General features: G+C 66.7%; 18 protein-coding genes. 9 read left to right on the forward strand and 9 right to left on the reverse strand.

Annotated features, from left to right (window positions below):
• Nucleotides 1–108 precede the first annotated feature (108 nt).
• Genes AC1ROX_RS12155 through AC1ROX_RS12165 form a run of 3 tightly spaced genes read left to right on the forward strand, consistent with a single transcriptional unit; the run spans nt 109 to nt 4,051 of the window.
• The gene (locus AC1ROX_RS12155) at nt 109–2,415 is read left to right on the forward strand and encodes a xanthine dehydrogenase family protein molybdopterin-binding subunit (RefSeq protein ID WP_493125792.1); all 2,307 of its coding nucleotides are present in this window, start codon (nt 109–111) and stop codon (nt 2,413–2,415) included.
• Nucleotides 2,416–2,440: 25 nt separating this feature from the next.
• Nucleotides 2,441–3,409: a Bug family tripartite tricarboxylate transporter substrate binding protein gene (locus tag AC1ROX_RS12160; RefSeq protein ID WP_493125794.1), complete on the forward strand. Its 969-nt coding sequence runs from the start codon at nt 2,441–2,443 to the stop codon at nt 3,407–3,409.
• Nucleotides 3,410–3,466: 57 nt separating this feature from the next.
• On the forward strand, nt 3,467–4,051 hold the full coding sequence (locus tag AC1ROX_RS12165) for an NAD(P)H-dependent oxidoreductase (RefSeq protein ID WP_493125796.1): 585 nt from the start codon (nt 3,467–3,469) through the stop codon (nt 4,049–4,051).
• A 2-nt stretch (nt 4,052–4,053) separates the two neighbouring features.
• On the opposite strand, the gene AC1ROX_RS12170 is transcribed toward AC1ROX_RS12165, so the two are convergent.
• The 3 genes from AC1ROX_RS12170 to AC1ROX_RS12180 are packed head-to-tail and all read right to left on the reverse strand — an operon-like array spanning nt 4,054 to nt 6,584.
• Entirely contained in the window at nt 4,054–4,383 is a 330-nt protein-coding gene (locus AC1ROX_RS12170) for a chaperone modulator CbpM (RefSeq protein WP_493125798.1), read from the reverse strand.
• Nucleotides 4,380–5,324: a DnaJ C-terminal domain-containing protein gene (locus tag AC1ROX_RS12175; protein ID WP_493125800.1), complete on the reverse strand. Its 945-nt coding sequence runs from the start codon at nt 5,322–5,324 to the stop codon at nt 4,380–4,382. Before AC1ROX_RS12175 ends, AC1ROX_RS12170 begins: the two co-directional genes overlap by 4 nt.
• 51 nt (nt 5,325–5,375) lie before the next feature.
• Nucleotides 5,376–6,584, reverse strand: coding sequence for an acyl-CoA dehydrogenase family protein (locus tag AC1ROX_RS12180; protein ID WP_493125802.1), 1,209 nt, complete (start codon nt 6,582–6,584; stop codon nt 5,376–5,378).
• 130 nt (nt 6,585–6,714) lie between these two features.
• Here AC1ROX_RS12180 and AC1ROX_RS12185 point away from each other — a divergent pair, with 130 nt between their 5' ends.
• The 3 genes from AC1ROX_RS12185 (at nt 6,715) to AC1ROX_RS12195 (ending at nt 8,541) form a co-directional block, all read left to right on the forward strand.
• Nucleotides 6,715–7,626 carry a DUF1194 domain-containing protein gene (locus AC1ROX_RS12185; protein ID WP_493125804.1) on the forward strand — a complete coding sequence of 304 codons (912 nt, stop codon included), beginning with the start codon at nt 6,715–6,717 and terminating at the stop codon, nt 7,624–7,626.
• 82 nt (nt 7,627–7,708) lie between these two features.
• The gene (locus AC1ROX_RS12190) at nt 7,709–7,999 is read left to right on the forward strand and encodes a hypothetical protein (protein ID WP_493125806.1); all 291 of its coding nucleotides are present in this window, start codon (nt 7,709–7,711) and stop codon (nt 7,997–7,999) included.
• Nucleotides 7,948–8,541, forward strand: a complete 594-nt coding sequence (locus AC1ROX_RS12195) for a class I SAM-dependent methyltransferase (RefSeq protein ID WP_493125808.1) — start codon at nt 7,948–7,950, stop codon at nt 8,539–8,541. Before AC1ROX_RS12190 ends, AC1ROX_RS12195 begins: the two co-directional genes overlap by 52 nt.
• Before the next feature lie 11 nt (nt 8,542–8,552).
• On the opposite strand, the gene AC1ROX_RS12200 is transcribed toward AC1ROX_RS12195, so the two are convergent.
• From AC1ROX_RS12200 to AC1ROX_RS12215, 4 genes are read right to left on the reverse strand one after another with little or no spacing between them, the layout of a single operon-like run.
• Entirely contained in the window at nt 8,553–9,563 is a 1,011-nt protein-coding gene (locus AC1ROX_RS12200) for a FecR family protein (protein WP_493125810.1), read from the reverse strand.
• Nucleotides 9,564–9,597: 34 nt separating this feature from the next.
• A complete protein-coding gene (locus tag AC1ROX_RS12205) occupies nt 9,598–10,080 on the reverse strand; it encodes an RNA polymerase sigma factor (RefSeq protein WP_493125812.1) in 483 nt (160 codons plus the stop codon).
• Between the two features lie 48 nt (nt 10,081–10,128).
• A complete protein-coding gene (locus AC1ROX_RS12210) occupies nt 10,129–10,482 on the reverse strand; it encodes a DUF1428 domain-containing protein (protein ID WP_493125814.1) in 354 nt (117 codons plus the stop codon).
• 60 nt (nt 10,483–10,542) lie between these two features.
• On the reverse strand, nt 10,543–11,439 hold the full coding sequence (locus AC1ROX_RS12215; RefSeq protein WP_493125816.1) for a LysR family transcriptional regulator: 897 nt from the start codon (nt 11,437–11,439) through the stop codon (nt 10,543–10,545).
• Nucleotides 11,440–11,535: 96 nt separating this feature from the next.
• On the opposite strand from AC1ROX_RS12215, the gene AC1ROX_RS12220 reads away from it, so the two are divergent.
• The 3 genes from AC1ROX_RS12220 to AC1ROX_RS12230 all read left to right on the forward strand — a co-directional run bounded on the left by AC1ROX_RS12220 (nt 11,536) and on the right by AC1ROX_RS12230 (nt 14,047).
• Nucleotides 11,536–11,928 (forward strand): GFA family protein, encoded by a 393-nt coding sequence (locus tag AC1ROX_RS12220; RefSeq protein WP_493125818.1) that lies wholly within the window; start codon nt 11,536–11,538, stop codon nt 11,926–11,928.
• The gene (locus AC1ROX_RS12225; RefSeq protein WP_493125820.1) at nt 11,928–12,848 is read left to right on the forward strand and encodes a pyridoxamine 5'-phosphate oxidase family protein; all 921 of its coding nucleotides are present in this window, start codon (nt 11,928–11,930) and stop codon (nt 12,846–12,848) included. Before AC1ROX_RS12220 ends, AC1ROX_RS12225 begins: the two co-directional genes overlap by 1 nt.
• A 62-nt stretch (nt 12,849–12,910) precedes the next feature.
• Complete coding sequence (locus AC1ROX_RS12230) at nt 12,911–14,047, forward strand: glycosyltransferase family 2 protein (protein WP_493125822.1); 1,137 nt, start codon at nt 12,911–12,913, stop codon at nt 14,045–14,047.
• Here the strand turns inward: AC1ROX_RS12230 and AC1ROX_RS12235 are convergent.
• Nucleotides 13,993–14,430, reverse strand: coding sequence for a type II 3-dehydroquinate dehydratase (locus AC1ROX_RS12235; RefSeq protein ID WP_493125824.1), 438 nt, complete (start codon nt 14,428–14,430; stop codon nt 13,993–13,995). The genes AC1ROX_RS12230 and AC1ROX_RS12235 overlap by 55 nt on opposite strands.
• A 53-nt stretch (nt 14,431–14,483) precedes the next feature.
• The gene (locus tag AC1ROX_RS12240) at nt 14,484–15,935 is read right to left on the reverse strand and encodes a glutamate synthase subunit beta (RefSeq protein ID WP_493125826.1); all 1,452 of its coding nucleotides are present in this window, start codon (nt 15,933–15,935) and stop codon (nt 14,484–14,486) included.
• Between the last annotated feature and the right edge of the window lie 45 nt (nt 15,936–15,980).

The raw sequence follows: 15,980 nt of genomic DNA on the forward strand, positions 1-15,980 counted from the left end.
GTCGATGCTGGTTGCCGGAACCGGTGTATAAAGCTCGATACAGAACGACTGAGAGCTTTTGGTGGCAAAGATTACAACAACCTGCACGGTTCGGCACCTTTCGGCCCGATGAACGCCCCGCTCAAGCTCGGTCATTCGATCACGCGTCGCGAAGACCAGCGGTTCCTGACTGGCCGCGGGCGCTATGCCGACAATACGGCGCCAACCGATGCGCTCTGCGTGCTCTTCGTGCGCTCGCCGCATGCGCATGCCCGTATCGTGGGCATCGACACGGAAGCCGCCTTCGCCTCGCCTGGCGTGAAGGCGATCTATACGGCGCAGGATCTCGTCGCGGACAAGGTCGGCCACCTGCCGGCCATCAGCGAGATCAAGGACGATGCCGGCAACCGCCACCGCGAGCCATCGCATCTTCCCATGCCGGTCGGCAAGGTTCGGCATGTGGGAGACATCGTGGCCATGATCGTGGCCGACACGATCGATCAGGCGCGCGATGCCGCCGAACTGCTTCATGTCGAGTACGAAGAGTTGCCCGCCGTCGTGACGGCCGCACAGGCTCTCGCGCCCGATGCGCCGCTGGTGCACGACGACGTCCCGGGCAACCTGATGTGCCGCTGGGGCAAGGGCGATGGTGCGGCGACCGATGCCGCCTTCGCGCGCGCCGCCCATGTCTCGACGCTCTCCATCCGCTCGCCGCGCCAGATCGTGCATTACCTGGAGACGCGGGCCGCCTGGTCGACCTACGACGCCGCGGAGAATGTGGTCACCGTCACCTTCTCCTCGCAAGGCGTGCAGGTCCCGCACCGACTGATGTGCGAGCGCGTACTCGACCTTCCGAAGGAAAAGCTGCGGCTGGTCACCGAGGATGTCGGCGGCGGCTTCGGACCGAAATATCCCATCTATGCCGAATCGACGCTGATCGCCTGGGCCACGCGCAAGCTCGGCCGCGGCCTGCGCTGGAGCTGCGAACGCGCCGAACTTTCCCTGGCCGACAGCCACGCGCGCGATCTCGTCGCCACGGCCGACCTCGCGCTCGATTCCGACGGCCGTTTCATCGGTCTGCGCGTGAAGGCGCAAGCCAACTACGGCGCCTACGTTTCGATGTTCGCGCCGACCATCCCGACGACTGGCCTCGCCAAGGTCATCTCAGGCCTCTACCGCATTCCCGCGATCCGCATCGACTTCGACTGCGTCTTCAGCAACACCGTGCCGGTCGACGCGATCCGCGGTGCCGGCAAGCCCGAGGCGCTGTTCCTGCTGGAGCGGCTCGTCGATCTGGCCGCGCACGAGACCGGCCGCACGCCGATCGAGCTGCGCCGCTTCAACCTGCTGCGCGCCGACGAGATGCCCTATGCGGCGGCGAGCGGTTACACCTACGACGCCGCCGACTGCACGAAGCTGTTCGACACGGCGCTCACCGTCGCCGATGAGGCAGGCTTCGCGGCCCGACGTACCGCAAGCGAGGCCGCCGGCAAGCGGCGCGGGGTGGGTTTCTCCTGTCACCTCCACGGCACCGGCGGCATCGCCGACGAGCATGTCGTCGTGAACGTCGAGGCCAATCGTCTGGTCGCGCGCGTCGGCACGCAGAGCCAGGGCCAGGGCCACGAGACGGTGTTCGCGCAGATCCTGTCGGCCGCGCTCGACGTGCCGGTCGAGCGCATCGAGATCCGCCAGGGCGACACGCGCAGCATCCCGCGCGGCGGCGGCACCGGCGGCTCCTCCTCGACCATCATCAGCGGCACGACCCTGAAGCGCGCGGCCGACGTGGTGATCCAGCGCGGCCGCGACCTCGCCGCCGAACGGCTCGAGGCGTCGCCGGCGGACATCGCCTATCGCGACGGCGCCTTCGAGGTCGTGGGCACCGATCGGCGAATCGGCCTGTTCGAATTGGCGGCTTGGAAGCCGTTCGACGGCGACGCCGTCTTCGCCGACAAGATCGAGTCCTTCCCGACCGGCGTCATGGTCTGCGAGGTCGAGGTCGATCCCGAGACCGGCACGACGCATATCGAGCGTTTCCTGGCGGTCGCCGATTGCGGCCCCGTGGTGAATCCGCGCCTGCTCGCCGGCCAGATGCATGGCGGCATCGTGCACGGGCTCGGCAACGCGCTGATGGAAGAAGCGATCTACGACGAGGAGACGGGCCAGCTGCTGAGCGGCACGTTGATGGACTATGCCCTGCCGCGCGCCGACAACCTGCCGCCGCTGCAGGTGGAGACGATCGTCACGCCCTCGCCCAACAATTCGCTGGGCTTCAAGGGCGTCGGCGAGCTGCCGACCAACGGCGCGCCGGCGGCGCTGGCCAATGCCGTGCTCGATGCGCTGCGACCGCTGGGTGTGCGCCACATCGACATGCCGCTCACCTCCGCCAAGGTCTGGACGGCGCTGCAGGCCGTGACAGCGCACAGAAAGGTCGGCTAGCTTCCTTCCCAATAGGGAGGAAGAAATGATCAATAAAATTGCCGCCGCACTTGCCGGTGCGATGCTGCTGGTTGCGCCAAATGCGTTCGCGCAGGCCGGTTGGCCCAACAAGCCGATCAGGCTGGTGGCACCCTATCCGCCCGGCGGCCAGACCGATGTCGCGTCGCGCTACTTCGCCGAGAAGCTTTCCGGCGTGCTGGGCCAGCAGATCATCGTCGACAACAAGCCCGGCGCCAACGGCATGGTCGGCATGGAGATCGTCAAGAACCTGCCGGGCGATGGCTACACGTTCGTCTACGTGAACTCGTCGATGATGTGCATCAACCCGTACGTCTACAAGAAGATCCCCTATGACGGCTTCAAGGACTTCATGCCGGTGACGCAGCACGGGCTGGCGCCGCTCGCCATGGTCGTGCCGCCCTCCCTCAACCTGAAAACGGTCAAGGAATTCGTCGACTGGGCCAAGGAGCGCAAGGGCAAGGTGAACTTCGCGTCGTTCGGCAACGGCTCCTCCTCGCACATCTGGGGCGAGATGCTGAACCAGGCCGAGAAGCTCGACATGACTCACGTCCCCTACAAGGGCGCCGGCCCCGCCGTGCAGGACGTCGTGGCCGGGCATATCCCGATGACCATCCAGGATCTCGCGGCCAGCGGCGGTGCGATCAACGGCGGCAAGCTGACGCCGCTGGCGGTCACCTCGGCGCAGCGCTGGCCCCGCCTGCCCAACGTGCCGACCTTCGAAGAGGCCGGCTACAAGATCAACCTGACCGGCTGGAACGGCATCATGGCGCCGACCGGCACGCCCAAGGAGATCGTCGAGCGCATGAGCGCGGAGATCCGCAAGCTGGTGCAGACGCCCGAAGGCAAGGAGAGGCTGCTCGACATGGGCCTGATCGCCACCGGCACGACTCCCGCCGAGATGGGCGAGATCATGAGGACCGGTTGCGCCGCCTGGGGCGACGCCGTGAAGCGCGCCGGCGTCGAGCCGGAATGAGCGATCGTCCCTGATCCACATCAAGGAAGGGATGGCGGGCCCATGCGAGCGTAGCCCATGGGCTCGCGCATCCTGATCCTGAACGGCCATCCCGACACTGCTCGCAAGGGCCTCTGCGGCGCCCTCGCCGACGCCTATGCCGACGGTGCCGCGTCGGCCGGCCATACGATCGAACGGCTGGACATCGGTGCGCTCCGTTTCGACCTGCTCCGCTCCCAGGCCGAGTTCGAGGCCGACACGGCACCGCCCGACATCAAGGCGGCGCAGGAGGCGATCCGGCGTGCCGATCACCTGATGGTCGTCTTCCCTCTGTGGCTGGGCGACATGCCGGCCCTGCTCAAGGGTTTCTTCGAGCAGACGCTGCGGCCGGGCTTCGCTTTCGCTTATCGCCCCAACGGCTTCCCGCAGAAGCATCTCGGCGGGCGGAGCGCCCGGATCATCGTCACCATGGGCATGCCGGAAATCCTGTACCGCTGGTACTTTCGCGCCCACGCGGTCAAGAACCTGAAACGCAACATCCTGGGCTTCGTGGGCTACGCGCCGGTGCGCGACACGATCGTGGGTGGCCTCGGCGCCGCCAAGCCCGGCGCAATTGCCCGCCACCTCGCCGCCACGCGCGCCCTCGGCCGGACCGCCAGCTGAGGCTAACGCCGCGACAGGCGGTCGAGGGCCACCGCGATCGCCTCGCGCGTCGCAGCGGGCTGCTCGGCGATGGCGTGGCCCAGCAGGTCGAGCTGTCGGCGCAAGGTATGGACCTGGTCGACAAGGTCGACCACCGTCTCGACGGATTCATCGTCGAAGCCCAGCTCGTCGACCAGCTCGCCCAGCAGGCGGGCGCGGGCCACGTCGATCTGTTCGAAGCTCCAGCTGTCGCCGCTGCCGGCCGGCCGCAGCAGGCCGCGCGATACCCAGCGCTCGACATGGACCGACGTGAGGCGCCCGTGCTGGCGCAGCAGCTCGTCCAGCGTCGTCATGTGAACTGCTCCATCTCCTTGCGCGGATCGTAGGCGCGACCCGCTTCCCAATTCGCGAGGAACTCCTTCAGCTTGTCGTCCGGAGTCTCGGGCAGCACGACCCTCAGCTTCACGTACTGGTCGCCGCGCTGGCCCGACTTGCGGTCGAGCAGGCCACGGCCCTTGAGCCGCAGCGACGTGCCGGTATTGGAGCCCGCCGGCACGTTCAGCATCACCGCGCCACCCACCGTCGGCACCTTCACCTTGCCGCCCAGCGCCGCCTCCGTGACGGTCACCGGCAGGTCGACATGGATGTCGTTGTCGCGCGGCTGGAAGAAGGCGTGTGGATCGACATGAATCTCGACATAGGCATCGCCGGCAGGCCCACCTTGTGAGCCCGGCATGCCCTGCCCCTTGAGGCGCAGGGTCTGGCCGTCGGACGTGCCCTCGGGCACGTCGATGTCGAGCGTCTTGCCATCGGGCAGGTTGACCCGCTGCTTGCCGCCACGCGCCGCCACGAGGAAGGGTACGCGCAGGCTGTAGGTGACCGGCATGCCGCCCATGTCGAAGCCTCCGAAGCCGGAGCCCGTTCCTCCGCCGCCGCGAAAGCCACGGCGTTCGCCGAACATCTCGGAGAAGATGCCGCCCATGTCGACGAAGGATTCGTGGCCGGCGGCATGGTCGTACTTGCCGCCATAGCCGCCCGCCTGGTCGCGATAGAAGCCGCGCGGCGGGACTTCCTGGCCGGTGGCATCGATCTCGCCCGCATCGAAGCGACGGCGCTTCTCCGCGTCGGACAGGATGTCGTTGGCCTGGCTGATCTCCTTGAACTTGGCTTCAGCCGCCTTGTCGCCGGGATTGAGGTCGGGGTGGTGCTTCTTGGCGAGCTTGCGGAACGCCTTGCGGATATCGTCCTCGGAGGCGGTCCTCGGCACGCCCAGGACGGAATACGGATCGGTCATAGCCCTACAGATGTGAAGTGAATTGCGAGCTTACAAGTCCCTCATGACAAGTCAGAGCCCTAGCACCGCCTTGGCGATGATGTTGCGCTGGATCTCGTTCGAGCCGGCATAGATCGTCGAGGCGCGGTTGTTGAGATAGAGCGGCATGGCGCTGATGCCCCAGTCCGGCGTCACGGTCGGCTCGTTGTGGCCGATCTCACGCGCCTCGGGCTCGAAGGGTGCAGCGTACCAGGCCAGCGCCTCGACGCCGAGATGGTCGAGCTTCTGCAGGGTCTCGCTGCCCCTGATCTTCATCGCCGAGGACACGGCACCGGGATTGCGGCCGCGACTCAGGTCGGAGAGGACCTGCATCTCGATCATCTCCAGCGCCTGGATCTCCATCTCGGCCTCCGCCAGCCGCTCGATGAAGCCACGCTCGGCGATCAGCCGGCCCGACCCGTCGGCCGCCTCCTCGCGGGCGATGCGCTTCACATCGTCGAGCCGGGCATGGAGGTTGGGCGTATAGGCATCGCCGCCGCGCTCGAACTCGAGCAGATACTTCGCGACCGTCCAGCCGGCATTCTCCGGCCCGATGCGGTTGGCGACCGGCGTGCGAACATTGTCGAGGAACACCTGGTTGACCTCGTGGTCGCCGGCCAGGGTCACAATCGGCGCGACGCTGAGGCCCGGTGCCTTCATCGAATCGATCAGCACGAAGGAGATGCCGTCCTGCGGCTTGCCCTCGGTCGAGGTCCGCACCAGGCAGAACATGTGATCGGCGACATGCGCACCGGTCGTCCAGATCTTGGTGCCGTTGATCACGTAATCGTCGCCGTCGCGCTCGGCCCTGGTCTTGAGGCTGGCGAGATCGGAGCCCGAGCCCGGCTCGGAATAGCCCTGACAGAAGGTGATGTCGCCGGCCACGATGCGCGGCAGGTACTTGGCCTTTTGCTCGGGCGTGCCGAACTTCATGATCACCGGCCCGACCATGCGCAGGCCCATCGAGAAGATGCGCGGCGCGTCGGCTGCGATGCATTCGCGACTGAAGATGTAGCGCTCAGTCGCGCTCCAGCCGGTGCCGCCATGTTCCGTGGGCCAGGTCGGCGCCGACCAGCCCCGGCGGGCCAGAATCTTGTGCCAGCGCAGTCCGGCTGCAAAGTCGGCGAAAACGCCGCCTGTCTTGCGCCCGGCCTCGCGCAGGTCTTCGGTCAGGTTCTCGTCGAGGAAACGACGAACCTCACTGCGGAAGGCTTCGTCTTCCCTGCTGAGCGCCAGATCCATGAGCATCCTCCGCTTCGTCTTTCGCAGAGGCTAGCGACCGCCGCCACTCGCCGTCCAGTGCGCGGTGACACGGGCTCTCGATGAGCGGTATGGTTCTTGCCTCTGAAGCGTAACAAACGCGGAGGTCGCCGTGGCCCGACTGGTTGGTCTGATCGCCCTTCTCCTCCTCGCGCTGCCGGCGGCAGCCCAGGAGCGCAAGGAAGTCGACCTCGCGCTGGTGCTGGCGATCGACATCTCGGGCAGCATCGACCCCGACGAGGCCAAGCTGCAGCGCCAGGGCTATGTCGAGGCCTTCAGCGACCCGGTCATCGTCAAGGCCATCCTGGGCGGCAATCACGGCCGCATCGCCGTCGCCTACTTCGAATGGTCCGACGCCTGGATCCAGAAGTTGCTGGTCGACTGGACCCTGCTCGATTCCGAGGCCGCGATCTCGGCCTTCGCCAAGCGTCTCGAAGACGCACCGATCACCATCTCGCGCCGCACCTCGATCAGCGGCGCCATCCGCTACGCCATCCCGATGTACAAAGGCAGCCCCTACGACGCCGACCGCAAGGTACTCGACATCTCGGGCGACGGATCGAACAACGACGGCGGGCTGGTGACCGATGTCCGCCACGACGCGCTGAAGGAGCGTATCATCATCAACGGCCTGCCGATCATGAACGGGCGGCCCAACCCGTTCGGCTTCCCGGCCGAGGACGACCTCGACAAATACTACCTGCACTGCGTGACCGGCGGGCCGCGCTCCTTCGTCGAGGTGGCACGCAGCTTCGAGGACTTCCCCCGTGCGGTCCGCAAGAAGCTCCTGCAGGAGGTGGCCGACATCGGTCCACTGAACGACTTCGACATCGGCGAGCTCGGTGCGCCGCGCGACGGCCTGCAGCTTGCGCAATCGGGAAGTGGTGGCAGCGGCCGCCGCCAGGTGAAAGCCGACGACGACTACACCCGCTTCGTGCGCCCCGAGTACGAGCTTGGCTGCGACGTGGGTGAGCGCCGCTCGCGCGATTTCTGGCAACGCCGGTTCGGGGTCACGCCCGACTGAGATTGTTTGACGGGTCCGGCGCGATCCGCAAGATGCTCCCCAACAAACCATGAAAAGTCGGGGCGCCCCGACGGGGGAGCCCATGACCGACGCGACCGCCCAGGCGATCTATTTCTATGACCGCCATCCGATGTCGGGCGAGATCATCAAGGCGAAGCTGCGCGCGAGCCGCGGCCACCTGGACGGCGTCACACCGGAAGAACTCTGGCCGCACGACCAGGATCATTACGGCGGCATCGCCGCCACCGATGCACTGGCGGAAGCGGCCTCGATCGGACGCGGCACCAAGTCGCGGATTTCTGTGCGGGGCTCGGCGGCACCGTGCGCTATCTCGCTCACCGCTACGGCGCCGACGTCACCGGTATCGAACTGACCCCGTCCCGCGTCGCGGCGGCGCAGGAACTGATTGCGCTGGTCGGCCTCCAGGACACTGCCCGGGTCCAGCAAGGCAACGTGATGGACGCGCCACTGGCCGACGAGACCATGGACGCCGTGGTGAGCCAGGAGGCGTTCTGCCACGTGCCCGGTCACGCCAAGGCGCTGGCGGAGGCTTTCCGTGTCCTGCGCAAGGGCGGCCGGCTCGCCATGACCGACTGGATCGCCAACACGCCGCTCTCGGCCAGCGATGCGAAGCTGATGTGGGACGGCATGGCCATCCAGCCGCTGGAAAGCCTGTCGTCGTACGTCGACATTGCGCGAGAGGCCGGCTTCCGCGTGCAGTCGGCGACTGACCTCACCGAGGCATGGGGGCCGATCCTCGAGCAACGGCTGGCGATGTACCAGCGCCTGCGCGAGGAAGCGCGCCAGGCCGGCACGCCGATGGGCCATGACGCCTTCCACGAATCCTATATCCGGTTCGTCGAACTGATCCTTCGGCGCGATCTTGGCGGCATTCGCCTCGTCGCGGTGAAATAGCCGCCGGCGCCTCAGCCCCTGGGCGAGAGCACCATCAGCAGGTTGGTGAAGCGGGTTACCCGGATCGGCAGCGAGCGGGCGATCGCGTCGATGGCTGCGTCGGCCTCGCCGACATCGAATGCGGCGGTCACCGCCAGTCGGCGCAAGGCCGAATCCATCAAGAGGATGCGGCCGCCGCGGTAACGCTCGAGATCCGCGATCACCTCGCCGAGCGGCGTGTCCTGGAAGACCAGTCGGTCGCGGCGCCAAGCGTCGACCTGGTCGAGGTTCGCGTCGCGTACGGGACCGGTCAGATTCGGACCGTAACGCACGCGCTGGCCTTCGTTGACGGTCACCGGTTCCACGCCGTTCGCCGACACGAAGACGGAGTGGGACATGACGGCCACCGCGACAAGAGGAGGGCTGATCTTGATGTCGAAGGCCGCGCCGGAGGCCCGCGTTCGGCCCGTTGCGGCGTCGACCACGAAGGGGCGTGCCGGATCGGCCATGGCATTGAAGAAGGCTTCGCCTCGATGCAGCACGATCCGGCGCTGGTCGGCGGCAAAGTCGACCGACAGGGACGTAGAGCCGGCCAACTCGACCTTCGAGCCGTCATCGAGGGATATCTTGCGGCGTTCCCCCACCGCGGTGGCGTGATCCGCGAACAGGCCGGGTCGTGTCAGCAGGGCGATCGCGGGTGCGGCGACAACCGCAACGCCGGCCGTGGCATAGAGCAAGCGCCGGCGACGAAGACCTGGCCGCCCGGGCAACGGCGCCGATATCGGGGGATGCATCGACGGCGGTTCGACGAGACGCGGCCGCCCCGGTACGGCTGACGGTGCCCGGTTCCTGAAGGCCGGACCGATCCTGTCGAGGCGCATCCATACAAGCTGCGCACGACGCCAGGCATCCTCGTGGCTGGGATCATGCTTCAGCCACTCGTCGAAGGCCTGGCGATCGGCCTCGCTCGCATTGCTGTCCTTCAGGACGACGAGCCAGTGCAGTGCTTCTTCAACCAGCGGATCCTGACGTTTTTTCCGCATGATGCTCCGGGGCAGCGACGCCCGACGCGCGATCCTACCGCGAGAAGTCCATCTCGCGCTCGATCTCCGTCATCGCATCCACCATATGGCCGACGACGCTATTCCGGCTGATTCCCAACCTGTCGGCGGCGTCGGCGTGCGACAGGCCCTCGAACCGGCAGAGCAGGAAGACCTCGCGGCAGCGCGCCGGCAGATCCTCGATCACGCGGACCAGCCGCGCGAACTCGCTGCGATAGAGCACGACGTTTTCCGGCAAGGGGGAGACGCCGGCGGGCGCCGTCTCTTTCGCCGCCCGCTGCTGGTGGTCGACCGCCAGGTCGGCGGCGATATGGAACAGGTAGCGACGCGGATCGCCGACGACCCCTCTGCCCGGACCGTGGGCGACGCGCATCCAGGTCGCATGCGCGAAATCCTCCGCCAGCGCCGAATTGCCGAGACGGCGCGTCAGGAAGCGCGTCAGCGCATGACGGTGCTCGGCAAAACTCTGCAGGAGGGAATAGCGATAGTTTCCGGCCATCTCTCTCCCTTTTATCCCAATTGCGAACGATTCGCAAATTTGCAGCAGCTATGCTGCGACGATGGTCTTGAAACCGCCATAGGCCATGCGCTTCGGGTCGAACGGCATGTCGGGCGGCATCTTCTGCAGGCGCGGATCGGCCATCACCTTGGCGTTGACCCGGTCGCGATGCGCCCGCGACCTGTAGACGATGTAGGAGAAGACGATCGTCTCGCTGGGCTTGGTCTTGACCAGCTTGGTGAAGGGCATGCCGAATTTCACCTTGAGATCGTCGCCGACGCATTCGCGATAGTCGAGCGCTCCATGCTCGCGCCAGACCTTGCCGGCAACGCGGGCCATCTTCGTATAGGCGGCAATCTTCTTCTTCGGCACGATGAGGACGAAGCCATCGACATACGACATCCGGCGCTCCCTGTTTCCTTAACTTGAAGGTTAAGGGCTAGGGCAATTGCACACGATGTGTCAATCCGGTCGGAGTATGGGCAGGGCCGACAATTTCTGGGCCGCGAAGTCGAGGAAGGCGTCGATCTTCGGCGCGCGATGGGCGCGGCCCTTGGTGAGAAGCTGCACCGGCAGCGGCGCCGGCTCGAAGGTGCGCAACAGGCGCACGAGGCGTCCGGCCGCAAGATCCTCGGCCACCTGATACGACAGGAACTGCGCGATGCCGCGGCCCTCGCGCGCCACCCTCAGTCGGGTCTCGATATCGTCGACGCGGAACCGGCCCGCGAGATGCAGCGGCGCTCCGCGGCGACGGCCGGCGAAGCTCCATTCCAGCGCGCCACGCGACGTTCCCAGCAGCGTCTCGTGCGTCGCGAGATCGGCCGGCGTTTTCGGCGTGCCGCGGCGGGCGAGATAGGCGGGACTCGCCACCCATTGCCGCCGCACATGCCCGACCGGCCGGGCGACGAGACTGGAATCGGCGAGTGCGCCGATGCGTACGGCCATATCGATCCCCTCTTCGATCAGGTCGACGTTGCGGTCGTTCAGCATGAGCTCGATCTCGACGCCGTCGTGACTGTCCAGAAAGCGCGTTGCGAGAGGCGCGACGTGACGCCGCCCGAATTGCACCGGCGCGGCGATACGCAACAGGCCGCGCACCGGTGCCTCGCGCGCGCCCGCCGCGGCCGCCTCGTAGTCGGCAACGACGGCGCGTGCCCGCTCGTAGAGGGCTCGGCCCGCCTCGGTCGGCGCGAGCCGCCGCGTCGTGCGATCGATCAGGCGCACGCCGATGCGGTCCTCCAGGGCGGCCAGGGCGCGCGTCACGGCCGGCGCCGAGCGGCGCAGGCGCTGCGCCGCGCGCACGAGGCTCCCTTCCTCCACGATGCGCACGAAGATCGCGAACTCGTCCAGACGGTCCATGCTTCTATTCCAATTTATGGAATAATGAATTTATCATTCGTGCAGTTAACGACGCAATTACCCGGACCTATCTTGTTGCCACAGGAGGATCCAGGAATGCTGAACGGAAGCTGCCTTTGCGGTGCCGTCGCCTACGAGGTCGATGCGCCCCTCGAGCGGATCGTGCACTGCCATTGCCACACCTGCCGCAAGACGCACGGCACGGCCTTCTCGTCGGTCACGGCTGTGCCGCGGGAGAAATTCCGCTGGCTGCGCGGCGAGGAGGTTCTGGGCGCGATCGAATCCTCCCCCGGCAAGTTCCGACGCTTCTGCAGCCAGTGCGGCTCGCATGTGATGGCCGAACGCGTCGCGCAGCCGGTCGTGCTGCTACGGCTGGGCTGCGTCGACACCGAGGTCCGCGACCGGCCGCAGGTCCATATCTGGCGATCGGACGCGGCGCCCTGGTACGACCCGAAGATCCAGTTTCCCGAGAAACAGGAGGGCGTGTGATGACCGCCGACACAATGGGTTTCCTGCCGTTCAACACCGACGAGCAGGCCGCGCAGGCGCTGGCCGGGTACCGGATGGGACGGGCGCCGATCCGCCCCTTCCTGCCGGAGCAGCACCGCGCCTTCTTTCCCCTGCTGCCTTACCTGTTCACCGCAACGCCGGATGCACAGGGCTGGCCGATGGCCTCGGTGCTGACCGGCGCGCCCGGGTTCGTTACCTCGCCCGACCCGATGACGCTGCGCATCGACGCCCTGCCGCGTGACGGCGATCCCGCGGCCGCGGGCTTTGCAGGCGGCAGCGAGATCGGCCTGCTCGGTATCGATCTCTCGACGCGCCGCCGCAATCGCGCCAACGGCACGATCGTCGCTCGCGACAGCGGGCTCACGGTGCATGTCAGCCAGAGCTTCGGCAATTGTCCGCAGTACATCCAGACCCGCCGGAGCATGCCGCGTGATGCGGCGGCCGGGCCTGTCGAGAATTTGGGCAGGCTGGACGAAGCCGCACGCGACATCATTGAGTCGGCCGACACGTTCTTCGTCGCCAGCCGGGCGCGGGCCGAACTGGGTGCCGACGGCGGGTTCGACATGTCCCATCGCGGCGGCCGGCCGGGATTCGTCGGCGTGCACGGCGATACGCTGGTCATCCCCGACTTCCACGGCAACCGGTTCTTCAACACCCTGGGCAACCTGCTGGGCGATCCGCGGGCCGGTCTGCTGTTCGTGAATTTCAACAACGGAGATGTGCTGCAGCTCCAGGGCACCGTGACCATCGACTGGAATCCCGGTGACATCGGCCCGGCCGGAACCGAGCGCTTGTGGCGCGTCCGCGTCGAGCGGGCCTGGCGCACCCGTTCCGCGTTCCCCTATTTCTCGATTTTCAGGGATTATGCACCGACAACCCTTCTGACGGGCATCTGGTAGCCACATTCACTCGTTTAACTCCAAACCGTCATGGTATTGTAGCCATGGGTTTGGGGACTGTCGTGGGTAACAGGGTCAGCATCGTCATGCCGACGCGCAATCGCGCGTCGCTGCTGCGGCGCGCTCTCGTGGGCGTGCAGGCGCAGACGCTTTGGGACAAGGAAATCGTCGTCGTCGATGACGCCTCGACCGACGGTACGCTTGCCATGCTCGCGAACGAATTTCCGGGCGTGAAGGTCGTGCGCCACCGGTTTCCGCGCGGACCGAGTGCTGCGCGCAATTCCGGCATCGCCGCGGCGACCGGCGACTGGATTTTCTTCCACGATGACGACGACCTGATGCATCCGTCGCATCTCGCCGACCTGTTGGCCGCCACCCTGGAGGCGCCACCCAACTCGCTCGTCGCCGGTCGGTCGCGCGACTTCGCGATCGTGGACGACGAGGTCGTGCTGGGTCCTCTTGTCTGGACGGCGGCGGAACGCTCCGACACCGACACGCTGGTCCAGTTCCTCGATCCGAACGGCCTGCGCACCATCACCCACACCACGATCCTGTGGCCGCGGCGCCTGTTCGATACCGAGAAGTGGGACGAAACCCTGAGCTTCTACGAGGATTTCGATCTCTGCGGACGGGCGATCCTCTCCGGCCTGCATGTGCGGGGACGCGAAGTCGGCATGTATTACATCCGCATGCACGCGGCGCCCCGGCTGACCTCCGCCGGGGACGATACCGCCCAGCTCCTGTGGTCGGCACGCTACTGGCTGAAATGGGCGGCGCTGCTGCGCGATCATCCAGAACATCGCGCCTGCGCCCAGGTGCTGCGCGACGGCTTGATGGACTGCCAGATCAGACTGTCCAACCTGCCCGCCGGCCAAGCCAACATGCCGCAACTCCGGGCGGCCTTCCGGCAATGGGGCGGCACCAGGCTCTATCTCACCCCACGACCGCGCAACCCTTTGAAGCGCGCCGTCGGCAATGCAGTCGTAAACATCGGTGGCTTTCCGGCGCTGCATCTCCTGCTCGGCGCGGTCGACTCGCTACGGCCTAATGCACCGCCCTATCTCGACACGCTGCGGGCGCCGGCCAATCGAGCCGACCGCCAGGACGCCGGGCACATAAGTGCCTATGAAGCGGAAGCCGCCCGTCAGGCCGAGACCGGCCGCAGCCGCGCCACCATGGCCTCGAGGGCCAGCAGGTAGGAATCGACGCCGAAGCCCGCGATCATGCCGACCGCCGCCTCGGCGGTCACGGAGCCGAAGCCGCGCTTCTCGATATTCGTCATGTGGATTTCGATCGCCGGCATGGAAATCGACCGCAGGCAGTCCCGCAGCGCGTGGCCGGCGTGAAGAAAGCCTGCGGGATTGAACATCAGCCCGTCGACCTTGGCGCGGTCGGCCTTGTAGATGGCCGAGACGGCCTCGCCTTCGGTGTTCGTGTAGACGATGTCGATCGACACATCGAGCGCCTTGGCCCGGCGACGGATGGCGGCGTCGAGTTCCTTGGCCGTGGTCGTGCCGTAGAGTTCGGGCTGGCGCCGGCCCAGATACTCCATGTTCGCACCCTGAATCAGCAGAAGCTTCATCAGGGGAATTCTAGGACAAATCGTTCGTAAGCGAACTACACCCGTTCCGCATATCAACGCGGCAGGGTGGAATTCCCCATCAGGCTTTCGTCAATCGAGCGAGCGCACTGACGGCCCTCGCGGATCGCCCAGACGACCAGCGACTGGCCACGGCGCATGTCGCCCGCGGCGAACAGTTTCGGAACCGAGGTCTGGTAGTCCTTCACGTTCGCCGCGACGTTGCCGCGCGGATCGAGCGCGACCCCCGCCTGCTCGACGAGGCCGGGCCGGCGCGGTCCCAGGAAGCCCATGGCCAGCAGCACCAGGTCCGCCTTGAGCTCGAAGGTGCTGCCCGCGACCTCCTGCATGCCCATGCGGCCGTCGGCACCCTTCACCCATTCGACGCGCACGCATTCCAGCGCCTCGACCTTGCCGTTGCTGCCCAGCGCCCGCTTGGTCAGGACCGCGAAATCGCGCGCCGCGCCTTCCTCGTGGCTCGACGAGGTGCGCATCTTCAGCGGCCAGTCCGGCCAGGTCAGCGCCTTGTTCTCGCGCACCGGCGGCTGCGGCATGACCTCGAGCTGCGTCACCGACGCGGCGCCATGGCGGTTCGACGTACCGACGCAGTCGGAGCCGGTATCGCCGCCGCCGATCACGATGACATGCTTGCCCTTGGCCGTGAGCGTGCCGCGCGGTGCTGCGCGCGATTCGTCGTCGCCGGCGTTGCGCTTGTTCTGCTGCGTCAGGAAATCCATGGCGAAATGGATGCCGTTCAGCTCGCGGCCCGGCACTTCGAGATCGCGCGGCAGTTCGGCACCGCCCGTCAGGGCCACGGCATCATAACCTTCGAGCAGCGACTTGATCGACAGTGTCGCACCGACCTCGACGCCGGTCCGGAACTCGACGCCCTCGGCTTCCATCTGGCGCATGCGCCGGTCGATATGGTGCTTCTCCATCTTGAAGTCGGGAATGCCGTAGCGCAGCAGGCCGCCGATCCGGTCGGCCTTCTCGAACAGGGTCACCGAATGGCCGGCACGCGCGAGTTGCTGGGCGCAGGAAAGCCCGGCCGGGCCGGAGCCGACGACGGCGACGCGCTTGCCGGTCTTCCGCGCCGGCACGAGCGGCAGGATCCAGCCCTCCTGCCAGCCGCGATCGACGATCGCGCATTCGATCGACTTGATGGTCACCGAGTTGTCGTCGATGTTCAGCGTGCACGAGGCCTCGCAGGGCGCGGGGCAGATGCGGCCGGTGAACTCCGGGAAGTTGTTGGTCGAGTGCAGGACCTCGAGCGCATCCTTCCAGCGGTCGCGGCGCACGAGCTCGTTCCACTGCGGGATGATGTTATTGACCGGGCATCCGTTGTGACAATACGGGATGCCGCAATCCATGCAGCGCGCGCCTTGCCGCGAGACCTCGGCCGGCGGCATCGGCAGGACGAATTCCTTGTAGTTCCTGAGGCGCTGCTCGACCTTTTCGTACGACCGGTCCTTGCGCTCGATCTCGAGGAAGCCTGTGGCGAGACCCATCTTAGTAACTCCGGCTCATGACTTTGCAGATCCCTCGCAAGGGCT

It is taken from the genome of Reyranella sp. GW821-FHT14A01, from assembly GCF_058803965.1.